The following is a 12,110-nucleotide window of genomic DNA, read 5'->3' as shown; positions in this document are numbered from 1 at the left end:
TCGATAGCACGAAAACCCAACTTAAAGCTGCCAATATCCCCACTACAGGCTCAGCTAATCCCCACCTTTCCCCACCGCCACCGAACGCAATCTGATCGGACGGCGTACGCAATCTGATTGGATTCCGAACGCAACCCAATCGGACACCGAACGCGAAACGATGACTTTTCATCAGCTTTCACAGAGAGAATGATGCACCATTGGCGGACTGTTGCAGAACATGTACATCACAACCGTTCTGCGCATAAACAACAAAAACGTGGCAAGCAGAACGCCAGCAATTTTGATTTAAGTCAATAAAACACAAGGATAAGCAACAATATTATTATTCTGTTTGCGCAAACAACTAATTATTCATACCTTTGCATCGTCAAAAGATTAATAGATTGTTTAGGTTAGTAGTAATAGATTTAGGTTTTTAGTTATTAGGTTTAAGGTAACGATTGTTTAACAGGTAGCTATGAAGGATCGTGAGACTCTTCATTACTTTAGAATTTTTTCAAGTTAAACATAGTGACAGTGGCACAGCTCGTTGAGAGTTGTGCCACTGTTTTTTTATGCGTAGCTGTGCATTCCGCCGAGGAAGTAGTTCACGCCGAAATAGGTCATCACGAGCGTGAGGAAAGCCAGTGTCATAAACACATGGAACGCTGTCGGGCGGTGCAGCTGGGGCACCGAGCGCGTGTGCAGCGCAACGGCGTATATCATGAACGTGATGAGTGCCCATACCTCCTTCGGGTCCCATCCCCAATACTCGCCCCAAGAGACGTTAGCCCAAATGGCTCCGACGAAGATGCCGATGCCGAGTGCGGCAAGTGCAGGATAGAGAAACACGAGCGAGAGCTGCTGCAGCTGTATCATCTTCGGCTGCGCTGTGCGACTGACGAGGCGCAGCAGAAGGGCGGTGAGCCCACTGATGAACGTGAACGAGAGCATGGCGAAACCCATCATTATTATAGACACGTGCACGCTGAGCAGCGGCGAGTTGAGCACGGGCATCGTGTGCTTTATCTGCGGATCCATCTGTCCGATGTGACTCACGAGCAGGAAGAAGCCCGACATGAGGAAACCCAACGCCACAAGCAGGCGGAAGCGCACGCCGCAGACGAGCGCGAGCAGCTGCACGAGCCACGCCACGAAGAGCATCGTCTCGTAGCCGTTGGTCATCGGGAGCGTGCCGCTGATAGTCCAGCGCAGATACTCGCAATAGGTGAGCGCGCAGAACGACAGAAGCATCACCACATAGTTGACAACGAAAAACGATACGTGCAACCTCTTGCTGCACACGCTCAGTCCGTCATTGCCGCTTGCACCTTTAGCGTTCGCACCGTCGTCCTCACGGCACATTCTGATTATAGTATAAAGGAAAGAGATTACGCCCATCGCCAGACACAGCATGAAGAGTATTGTGGCGAAGGGGATGCGGTTGTATATACGCTCGGCTGCGACACGTCTGTCGGAAGGCAGCGATGCTCCCCCATTCTTCTGCTGATACTTCAGCATCTTACCCACCACGGCATCCATCTGCGCATAGTCGGAGGTTAGAGCACAATCGGATAGCAAGAAGAAAATCGAGCGCACGAACTGCTGGTGTTCTCTGTCCATCGTCTTCGGCAGAGAGTCGGTAGGCGCATACCACGTGGTATTGCCTTTATATGTATAAGGAAAGAGTTTAAGGAGCGAACCATTGCGCAGCTCCATTATCAGTTGTATCTTATTATCTATGGCAGCCACCTGCGAATGGAACGCATCGTGGTTGCCGCCATAGTATTCCTGCACGTACGGACCGAGCGTGTAGCCGCCCATCGCGCTGTTGAAGAACTGACCTACGGGCACGTATTCGGGCAGCTGCAGACGGTCGCGCATCTCGGCACCTTTCAGTCGGAGCATCGGCTCCTGCATCCAGTCGTCGGCGTAGAACATCCAGCCCGTGAGCACCTGCTCGGGCGTGTAGCCGTCATACGATGCCTTGCCGTAAAGGTTCTTGGTAAAGTCGACGGCGAGGGTCTGCAGCGGACATATGCGACTGTTGTGCAGAACCATCAAGCATCCAAAGCGGTCGGCACTTTCCTTAGGCAGAACATGTGCCTGAGCCGAGCCTGAGCCGAGCGCGAAAAGCAGCGCCACCATCATCAGTCCTTTCTTCAGATGTGAGAGGCGCAGCAGCTTGCGGTATGCACCATGCGGATCGAAGAGCATGTATACAAGCGAGATGAACAGCAGAGCGTAGCCCGTATAGGTAAGAGGTATGCCAATGGGGTCGGAGTTGAAGGAGATTGACGCGCCGAGCATGTCGTTGTCGTACGACGACTGGTAGAAGCGCATCGCTCCGTATCTGAAGATGCGGTTCATCGACACCTTGCCGCTGTACTGCTTGCCGTTGTCGATGATGGTGAACTGCGACACGTAGTCTTCTGCCGCGTCGGTGCCCTCATGGTATTGCACGTCGAAGCGGTCGAGGCGCATCTGGAACGGCATCTGCGCGTCGTGCGGCTGGTTGTGACGGTCGTACATCACGCAGGTGTTGATGTATGCGCCCTGGCGCAGATGAACCGTGCCGCGCTCCGAACTGACGTGTGTCACGAAAGCGCCCGCGAGTATCACCACGAACGAGAGGTGGAGCGCTATGCCCGACCACGACTTGCAGCGGTGGCGCAGGAAATAGATGATGCCAGCAGCCGTGAGCACAGCCCAAAGCAGCGAGAACCACCATGCGCCGTACACATTGGAGCGCACAAAGTCGGTTCCGCTATACTTCTCCACGACTGTAGCGGCTGCCATGCAGACTATCACTAAAACATACAATGCGAAGAGTGTCTTCTTTAAAGGGTTTTGCATAATTCGGTTTGCTTATATATGATTATTCTCCCACGTACTTCGCAGGAAGCCGTGGGAGAATAAGTTACTAAATAGAGCGAAGGAACATGACCACTGCGTCGCGGTCTGCCTTGGAAAGATTGTAGAACTTGAGCGCCGAGTTGTAGGCGTGCGAGTTCTTCGAGTAAGCATGCCACATGATTGCTTCCACCTCGTTGCGTGCGCGGCAATCGTGCAGACGTTCTACACCGCTGCCGTTGATTGCGGCAAGTCCGCGTCCCCACAACGGTGTTGTGCGACACCACGATCCGTGTATGTCGTTCACCATGTAGAGCTTGTGCTGCATCATGTCGCTGTACGGATAGATGGTCTGGTTGGCGTAGCGCGGAAGCTTCTTGCCGGCTATCATGTTCGGTGTCCAGTAGTTGTCCGAACCGGTCTTCCACGACGGGCGGTGACAGCTGGCGCAGCCAATCTCCATAAACACCTTCTTGCCCTGCTGCACACGCGCATCGTTGAGGTTGCGGGCGCGCGGAATGGCAAGACCGCGATGCCATACCATGAACTCGTAGAAGTGGTCGGCAGACATCTCCGGCTCGAAGTTGTGCCACTCGTTGCTGAACTGGTTGGTGCCGGGCTTCAAGAGTCCGTTCACACGCTTGCTTATCTCGTCGTCGGTCGATGCCCAGAACGGCGATGTCGGGTCGTTCTTTATCTTCTCTATCACCTCCTTGTCTTCTGCCATTGCCGCAGCCCAAGCGTTTGTGGTGTAGAGCTTCGGACGGTCGGGACGTGACACGTTCGTGATATTCCAGATGGCGTTGGCGCCAGGTCCGTCCTGCAGCGAGGCACGTGTAAGAGCGTAGGTGAAGCGCTTCACCATCGGCTTGCCGTTGCCGCCGTCGGCGTATACACCGGTGTTCTCGGTGCCGGGATACCATGCGCCAGCAGCGAAGTTGTCGGCAGAAGCGTCCCAGAAGTTAGGGTTAACGTACTCCGAAACGTTAGCCACCTTTGCTACGTTCTTGTAGTAGTTGGCTGTAGAGGCATACTGCGCCTTGATGTCATCCTCTGAGATGGCGTCGAGCAGACCCGTACCCATCACGCCGATTGTAGACTCTACGCGAACAGCCACTGCCTTATTGCCTGTGTCGTAAGGATTAGGGTTGGTGCGGAACGCCGAGCGCGGTATTGTAATCTCAGGATAGATAAGGTCGTAGGCTTCGCCGTCGGGGAACTTCATAGGCAGACCGCTCTCCATAGCCGTCACGTGATGCCACTGCATTTTGATCTGGCTCTCGTCGATAGGTGCCTTGAAGGGTTCTGTAGCTTGTGTCTGCGGCATACCAGTCACTTCGGCTACGTAGCCGCCGTCGTTGCTGTTGGCTCCGTCTACGGGGTGATAAACAGCGAGCAGATAGCCGTTGCCGTTGCCGTAGGACGTGGTGTAAGAGTCCATGCGGCGACCATGTCCGTAGTTGGGGTGGCAGTCGAGACACGAACGGCGAACAGAAGCCGGACCAAGTCCCTTGAAGCCCGAGTTGGCTGACGTGAACTGACGCTCGAAGAATTTCTCGCCGGCGTTGAAGTCGTCGATAAGTCCCTGCGCGGTTACGGCAGGTGTTTCGTCTTCGTAGCATCCTGAAGCCACATTGTCGGTTGTTCCGAGTTCGCCGCCAGGATACCACTCCTCTTTAGAGAAGTTGCCGACAGCCTCGCCTACATACTTGCCGTCAGACTCCATTGGCTTGAAGTCTTCACCCGACGGATCGCTGTTCTCGTCCGAACACGAGAACAGCGATAGAGAGAGGGCCATTGCTAATGAGCCCATGAGATAGATTCGTTTCATTGCTGTATAATTTTAAAAAGCCTTGGTTTTGTATTTCTAAACTGCCGAACATGGCAGGGCGCTTAGAGCGCGTCCTGCTTGTTCACCCAGTCGCCAGCCTTGTTCAACTCCTCGTCGAGAGCCGAAACAGCGTCGATGCAGTCCTTTACGTGCTGGGCTCCAGGAGCCTCAACGAACGACTTGCCGCTGTTCTTGGCTGTCTCAAGTGACTGAATAGCCTTATTGAGAGCCGCTGTCAAGTCGTTCAGACCAGAGTAGTTCATAGCCTTGAGCAGGTTCAGGAGCGAGTGCTCTGCCGGAGCTGTTGCGTTTACGTCGCGTGTGCCGTAAAGCGTGTTCTTGATAGAGTAGATGTTATCTTGATAATCGATGAACGAACGGTGGCTGTAAGGCGACTCGATATAGTCGCGAGAGTCTTCTGCTGAGCCCGAACCTGTTGCTGTACGGTAAGCCTGACCGAGCTTCTGGTCGGCAACCTCTGCGCAGATATTAGAGCAACCGCCTACGAAAATCTGACGGATTGTGCCCTGCCATGAGTTGTAGCCTGTTGTAGCTGACGGCGAGAGCAGGAACTGACCGTAGCACATTGTGCCGTTGGCTGCCAAACCGTTGTTGCGAAGCGATGAGAACACGTAGCTTGCGTTGCTGAGCACGCTCTTTGTCTCGTTGCTTGCTGCGCTGCCCATCCATGTGAACTCGAGAAGTGCGGTGATGTTGCGCACGTCGGCTGCTACAGCCTGGAGGAATGCGAGTTCGTCAATGCCCTTTACTGAGGTCATGCCTTCTTCTGTCTCGTTAGCCTTGAGTGCGTCTACGGTGCGGTTCTTGCCTTCGCGGAACAGCACGAACTCCATGCCGTGGAAACCGAGTACCGACTGGAACTTGCTATTGTTGTCTGACACGAACTTAGCTGGGTCGCTGCCCTTGAAGCCTGCTACAAGTGTAGGGTTCTTGAGGGCGTTCACAAGTTCGTCGTGGTCGAGAGGCCATGAGTCGATGTGCGGGTCGAGCTCGTTGTCGGAAGCCGAACCGTAGAGGAAAGCCTCGCTGCGCTCCCACTCGCGACGTGTGTCCTTGAAGGCTTCGCAAGCAGCGTCAATCTGCGCCTGAGTCATAGTGCCTGCCTCAGCAGCGCTGTAGAGAGCAGCTGTTGTGGTGTAGAGTGTGCGTGCGTTTGCAGCGAGTGCCTTGTATGTTGGGTAAACAACCTGGTCGACGTAAACCTTCGCCACCTTCTGCATCGCTTTGTCCGAAGAACTTACGCTCACTGTTGCCTGACCAACCTCCGGAAGCTGGAAATCTTGCGGCTCGCTATTATCGTCGCTACATGCAGTAAAACCGAACGATACGACTCCGACGAGGAACGCCATTACTAACTGTTGAAACTTTTTCATTGTGTCTTTGATGTTTAATTATTATTACTATAGGAACTTTATTCTTTTTAAGCCTCTTTATGCCTTGATAAGCCTCTCTATGACGAGGGTTACACAAAGAAAATCTTTTTACTCTTTTACTTTTTTACTCTTTTACTTTTTTACTTTTAAAGGAATTGTCCTTGATAAGCCACGCCTATGTTCAGAGCCGGCTCGTCGTTGTACTGCTGCTTGAACTTGCGATAGCTGTATTCTGCCTTCACGCAGATTTGCGGCAACGGATAGTAGTTGACGCCGCCTGCAAAAATCTTCTTGCTTGTGTACTCCTTCGAACCACCGAGACATGAGTTGTAGTACTCGAAGTGACCGAAGACATACATCTTCTGACGGGCTGCACGCAACTTCTCAATCTGTGAGAATACATCGTAGCCTACTTCCACGCTTGTGGCGATGGCGTGCGAGCCGAACACCTGGTTCGACTGGTATGGCTTCACGTACTGCGTGTTAGGCTTGCGCATAGCACTAATCTCCTTAGCGTTGCTCACGTAGCCGTAGTCGGCGCTGCCGCGTGCCACCCAGTTGTGGGCGTTGTATGTGAAGTCGAACGCACCGAGATAGATGTTGCCCTTGATGCGCTTGTTGTTGCCCTTCTCCATGTCGTGCGGAACGGCGTTGTGCATCGACTGTCCGAAGTAGCCGCTCACGCCCAAGCGCAAGCCGGGCACTGTATAGTTGTCTACACGCGCTGCAAAGCCGTACTTGTTAGCCACCTCAAACTCGAAGGGCTTCGTGGTGCCGGGCTTAATCCAGTTGTCGCGCGAGAACTGCCATGCGTCGAGACCTGCAATCATCTGCAATTCGTAACGGAAGTCGCCAGCATGGCCCCAGAACGAAACGCCAGTCTGATGCCATGTGCAAGGCAGAATGGTGTTTTCGCCTTCCGGACGATAGACGGTGAAGAAGTTGAGCGGCTCGTGGTAGGCGTTGGTCAGACCTACGGGCACGACGATGTGGCCGGCACGTATGTTGGCAAAGCGTCCGAACGACTTCTGAATCCAGAACTGCTCCAACTCCACTTCGCCACCGCGCTCCTGCTCCTGCTCAAACTCGATAGATTCCTCTGCCTCATATTCTATAGCCGAACCTGTACCGCCATGTTCAAACTCAATCTCCGTACCCAACGTCCAGCCCTTGCCAAAGTCATAACCTAAGTAGATAACAGCGTGCGGTATGTCGAAACGTCCATGACTGGGGTCGTTCTTATGCAGCTTAGCCGAACTGTAGCGGTTGCCACTGTCGCTGTAGAAGTTACGGCTGTAAGCCACTTCACCATATCCGCCAACACTCAGTCGGGAACCCTTGGCGTGCTGCATCACACTGTCGGCAGCCACTATCTGCGCGTTTGCTGCGAGCGGACTGCATACTGCCATCGCTGCACACGCCATAGAAACGATTGTAGATTTCTTCATTTTAATTATATAATTTTCACGACTGCAAAGGTACTTTGAAGAAAAAAAGCAGGCAATACCTAAAATATAGTAAAGAAAGTTAGCACATAGCACTACCTACTTTTGATGACTCAACGCCACATACACATTATATATACTATCAAACCCCATCAAACGACCATTCGAATAATCATTTATGGGTATCGGAGCGAACCGAACATCACACAAAACATACATATTAGGTATTTCATATATCTACAAAAGTAAATAACTTTGCAACTCAAATGCTGAAATAACATTTTTACGTAACACTAAATTTTAAAAGACAAAGCAAAATGAGATCAAAGAATTATCAGTTGATGCTCCTCACCGGTGCATTGACAGTGTCATTTGCGGCTAATGCAGTCGAAGTAAAGGATAACGAAAACACAACACGTGTTGAAGTGAAGGATAACAGTACGGAACACACGCCCACGCCTACCGATGCCAACGTCTACGGACATGTGGTCGACAGAAAGAGTGGCGAACACATTGCCTACGCCACCATCCATATCAAAGGTACAACAATAGGCTGTACTACAGACAAGACGGGACACTATTTTCTGAAGAACTTGCCTGAGGGTAAATTCACTCTTGAGGTAAAATGTATGGGCTTCAAGCCCGTCGAGAAAACAATAACGATAAAAAAGGATGCCACTCAGGAACTCAACTTTGAGCTTCTCACCGACGACGTTGCGCTTGACGAGGTCGTCGTTTCAGCCAACCGCAGCGAAACAAAACGCCGACTGGCTCCGAACTTGGTGAGCGTGATTGGCAGCAAAATGTTTGATATCACCCAATCGACGTGTCTGGCTAAGGGACTCAACTTCCAACCCGGTGTACGCACAGAAGACGATTGTCAGAACTGTGGCTTCACACAGGTAAGAATAAACGGCTTGGACGGACACTACTCGCAGATATTGGTCGACTCGCGCCCCATCTTCTCTTCGCTCACCGGTGTGTACGGCTTGGAACAGATACCTACCAACATGATAGACCGTGTAGAGGTGGTGCGCGGCGGAGGCTCCGCTCTCTTCGGTGCATCAGCCATCGGCGGAACCATCAACATCATCACAAAGGAGCCCATACGCAATTCGGCATCCTTCGGACATACATTCATGGCGCAGGGAGGTGCCAACTCGTTCGATAACGTAACGACCGGAAACGTGTCTTTGGTTACCGACGACAACAAGGCTGGCGTATATGCCTACGGACAAACACGCACACGCCAGGGCTACGACCACGACGGCGACGGATACACCGAACTGCCCGAACTGAAGAGCCAGACCTTCGGCCTTAACTCGTACCTCCGACTTAACCCACACTCCAAGCTGAGTCTTCAGTATCACGGCATACATGAGTTCCGCCGCGGCGGCAACAAACTCGATCTGCCTTCTCACGAGGCGAACATCACCGAGCAGGTGGAGCACAACATACAGGGCGGCGGACTCACGTACAACTTCTACTCGCCAGACGAGAAGAACCGCCTGTCGGCTTACTTCTCGTTCCAAACCACATCACGAAAGAGCTATTATGGCGGCATCGGAGAGGGAACCGAAGAAGACATACAAGCCGCTACAAAGGCATACGGCAACACTCACGACTTCACATACGTCGCAGGGTCGCAGTACGTCCACTCGTTTAAGAAATTGCTCTTCATGCCCTCCGACCTAACTCTCGGTGCAGAGTACAACTATGACGGTTTGAAAGACGTAATCCTCGGCTACAACCGCAATTTCAAGCAAGACGTGCACATCGGTAGTTTCTTCTTCCAAAACGAGTGGAAGAACAAGCAGTGGAGCCTGCTCTTGGGCGGCAGAGCGGATAAGCACAACTTAGTGAAACGCATGATATTCAGTCCGCGTGCCAACCTCCGCTTCAACCCTACGGAGAACATAAACCTCCGCCTTACCTATGCCGGAGGATTTAGAGCACCGCAAGCATTCGACGAAGACTTGCATGTGGGCGTTGTGGGTGGCGAACGTCTGGTTACGGTATTGGCTAACAACTTGAAGGAGGAGCGATCAAACAGCTTCAGCCTGTCAGCCGACTTGTATCATAATTTCGGCTCCGTACAGACCAACCTCCTGATAGAAGGCTTCTACACCGACTTGAACAATGTGTTTGCGCTTCGCAAGCTCGACCAACCCGACGCACAGGGCAACACCGTGCAGGAGCGTTACAATGCTTATGGTGCGAAGGTATTCGGACTGAACATCGAAGGAAAGGCTATGTTCACACGATGGTTCATGCTGCAAGCCGGACTCACTTTGCAGCAAAGCCACTACGACGAGGCTATTGCCTGGAACGATGAGGTGCCAGAACAGAAGTACAAGAAGATGATGCGCACGCCAAATACATACGGCTACTTCACAGCTTCCTTCACACCCGTGAAGCGCTTCACAGCTTCCGTAACTGGAAACTACACTGGCAGTATGCTCGTTGGTCACGCTGCAGGCTCGGGGGTTGAAGCACCCGTGGCAGTAAACACTCCCAAATTCATGGAGGTAAATCTAAAACTGGCATACGACTTCCCCGTCTACAAGTATCTCACACTTCAGGTGAATGGCGGTGTGCAGAACATCACCAATTCTTACCAAAAGGACTTCGACAAGGGATGGAACCGCGACTCCGGCTACATCTATGGTCCATCGCTGCCAAGAAGCTACTATATCGGAATGAAGATTAACTATTAAAAGTAAAAAGGAGCCCCTCCCAACCCTCCCCGAGATGGGGAGGGTTGGGAGGGGCTCCTTTTTTACTCTTTTACTTTTCTAATATTCGTCCACAGCGAGTGTCTTTCTGTATTTATCAAGTTCGCGCTGCAACTGCTTCGTAATCTTTTCCGTGCCCGGCTTGCCGAAGATGTTGTTCTGCTCGTGCGGGTCAGCCTGCAGGTCGTAAAGTTCACAATAGTCTACAGCCTCATCCTTCGGCTCAAAGTAACCTATCGACTCCAATCCCTTCATCGTGCCATACTCGCGTGTGCCCGGTACGTTCTGATACTTGTTCTCAGACACAGCGTCGAGACCGCCCTTGCCGTAGAAGTGGATGAGCTTATAACGCTCGGTGCGCACACCGTCGTGCTTGCGTACCATATGGTACGTCGGATAGTCGTAGTAGTGGTAGTAGATGCTCTGACGCCAGTTCTTCACGTTGTCTCCGTTGGTGAGCACTGGTACGAGCGAACGTCCCGGCATATCCTTCGGCTGCTGAACGCCGGCGAGGGCGAGAAACGTCGGCGCATAGTCGATGTTCTGCACAAGACGGTTGCATACCGAACCCGGCTTGGTGTGACCCGGGTAGCTCACGATGAGCGGAGTGCGTAGCGACTCCTCGTACATGAAGCGCTTGTCGAACCAGCCGTGCTCGCCCATGTAGAAGCCCTGGTCGGAGGTGTAGACAATCATCGTATTGTCGGTGAGTCCGTTCTTGTCGAGATAGTCGAGCACACGACCCACGCTCTCGTCAACACTTGCTATCACAGACATATAGTCGCGGATGTAAACCTGATACTTCCAGTTGTCGAGGTCCTTGCCCTTGAGCTGCGCTTCGAGCAGACGGCGGTTGCGCGGGAAGTAGTAGCGTCCCCAAGCCGAGCGCTGTTCAGGAGTCATACGGTTTATCTCGCCCATTAGAGCGTTGTACGAATCCTTGCTGTCGGGGTTGTTGAGGTCGAGCATCTCGGGCACCTTGAAGTCCTGCTCCCAACGCATGTCGCGCGTGACGGACATCTTCTGCGTGCGAGCGGCAGAGCCGCGCGTAGCATAGTCGTCGTAGAAGTTCTCCGGCATCGGGAACTCAACGTCGTCGTACATACCGAGATATTTCAGGTTTGCCTGCCAGTTGCGGTGCGGTGCCTTATGGTGCAGAAGCAGACAGAACGGTTTCGACGGGTCGCGGTGCTCGATGAAGCTGAGTGCGTGGTCGGTGGTAAGGTCTGTAGAGTAGCCCTCCTCCACGACGAACTCGTTGTTGGTGTCGGTGCCACGATACTGCGGATTCCAGTACTGTCCCTGGTCGTTATACACATGATAGTAGTCGAAGCCCTTCGGGTCGCAACCCATGTGCCACTTGCCCACAACGGCTGTCTGATAGCCCGCCTCCTGCAGCAGTTCGGTGAAGAACGTGCGCGAGGTGTCGATGCCCTCGCCCAGCTGACGCTGACCATTCTGATGGCTGTACTGACCGGTCATCAGGCAGGCGCGCGACGGCGTAGAGAGCGAGTTCTCGACGAAGGCACGGTCGAAGCGCATACCACGCTCGGCGAGACGGTCGATATTCGGGGTCGGTGCGAGCTTTGAGAGTGCGCTGCCGTATGCGCTTATGCACTGGTAGGCATGGTCGTCGCACATGATGTAAACAATGTTAGGGTGCTGCTGCGCCTTCTGCTGCTGGGCGTACGCTGCCGTAACGCAGGAGAGGGCTGCAAGAGAAAGAATAGATTTGCTGTTCATTGTTTTTATTTCTGTAGATTGTTTTTTCTTGGAGAGCGGTCTTTTTAGGGAGCGTTTAAGCCGAACTTTAGGGAGCGTTTAAGCCGAACTTCAGGGAGCGTTTAAGCCGAACTAAGCCTCTTTAAGC

General features: G+C 52.8%; 6 protein-coding genes. 1 reads left to right on the top strand and 5 read right to left on the bottom strand.

The window, feature by feature from the left end; all coding sequences use genetic code 11:
• Positions 1–555: 555 nt before the first annotated feature.
• The 4 genes from HMPREF0673_RS13020 to HMPREF0673_RS13005 form a co-directional block, all read right to left on the bottom strand.
• Positions 556–2,838 carry a cytochrome c biogenesis protein CcsA gene (locus HMPREF0673_RS13020; protein WP_007903389.1) on the bottom strand — a complete coding sequence of 761 codons (2,283 nt, stop codon included), beginning with the start codon at positions 2,836–2,838 and terminating at the stop codon, positions 556–558.
• A 67-nt stretch (positions 2,839–2,905) separates the two neighbouring features.
• Positions 2,906–4,666, bottom strand: a complete 1,761-nt coding sequence (locus HMPREF0673_RS13015) for a di-heme oxidoredictase family protein (protein WP_007903387.1) — start codon at positions 4,664–4,666, stop codon at positions 2,906–2,908.
• Positions 4,667–4,728: 62 nt separating this feature from the next.
• Positions 4,729–6,060 carry an imelysin family protein gene (locus HMPREF0673_RS13010; RefSeq protein WP_007903385.1) on the bottom strand — a complete coding sequence of 444 codons (1,332 nt, stop codon included), beginning with the start codon at positions 6,058–6,060 and terminating at the stop codon, positions 4,729–4,731.
• A gap of 146 nt (positions 6,061–6,206) precedes the next feature.
• On the bottom strand, positions 6,207–7,484 hold the full coding sequence (locus HMPREF0673_RS13005) for a hypothetical protein (protein WP_050805016.1): 1,278 nt from the start codon (positions 7,482–7,484) through the stop codon (positions 6,207–6,209).
• Positions 7,485–7,822: 338 nt separating this feature from the next.
• On the opposite strand from HMPREF0673_RS13005, the gene HMPREF0673_RS13000 reads away from it, so the two are divergent.
• A complete protein-coding gene (locus tag HMPREF0673_RS13000; protein ID WP_007903379.1) occupies positions 7,823–10,222 on the top strand; it encodes a TonB-dependent receptor in 2,400 nt (799 codons plus the stop codon).
• 78 nt (positions 10,223–10,300) lie between these two features.
• Here the strand turns inward: HMPREF0673_RS13000 and HMPREF0673_RS12995 are convergent, their stop codons facing one another.
• Positions 10,301–11,983, bottom strand: coding sequence for a sulfatase family protein (locus tag HMPREF0673_RS12995; RefSeq protein ID WP_007903375.1), 1,683 nt, complete (start codon positions 11,981–11,983; stop codon positions 10,301–10,303).
• Positions 11,984–12,110 lie beyond the last annotated feature (127 nt).

The organism is Leyella stercorea DSM 18206 (assembly GCF_000235885.1).
Classification (GTDB): Bacteria; Bacteroidota; Bacteroidia; order Bacteroidales; family Bacteroidaceae; genus Prevotella; species Prevotella stercorea.
This window is presented reverse-complemented; position numbering and strand designations above follow the sequence as displayed.

Coding starts and splice junctions, on each gene's coding strand:
- HMPREF0673_RS13020 (WP_007903389.1), bottom strand. CDS start 2,838: ATGCAAAACCCTTTAAAGAAGACACTCTTCGCATTGTATGTTTTAGTG.
- HMPREF0673_RS13015 (WP_007903387.1), bottom strand. CDS start 4,666: ATGAAACGAATCTATCTCATGGGCTCATTAGCAATGGCCCTCTCTCTA.
- HMPREF0673_RS13010 (WP_007903385.1), bottom strand. CDS start 6,060: ATGAAAAAGTTTCAACAGTTAGTAATGGCGTTCCTCGTCGGAGTCGTA.
- HMPREF0673_RS13005 (WP_050805016.1), bottom strand. CDS start 7,484: ATGGCGTGTGCAGCGATGGCAGTATGCAGTCCGCTCGCAGCAAACGCG.
- HMPREF0673_RS13000 (WP_007903379.1), top strand. CDS start 7,823: ATGAGATCAAAGAATTATCAGTTGATGCTCCTCACCGGTGCATTGACA.
- HMPREF0673_RS12995 (WP_007903375.1), bottom strand. CDS start 11,983: ATGAACAGCAAATCTATTCTTTCTCTTGCAGCCCTCTCCTGCGTTACG.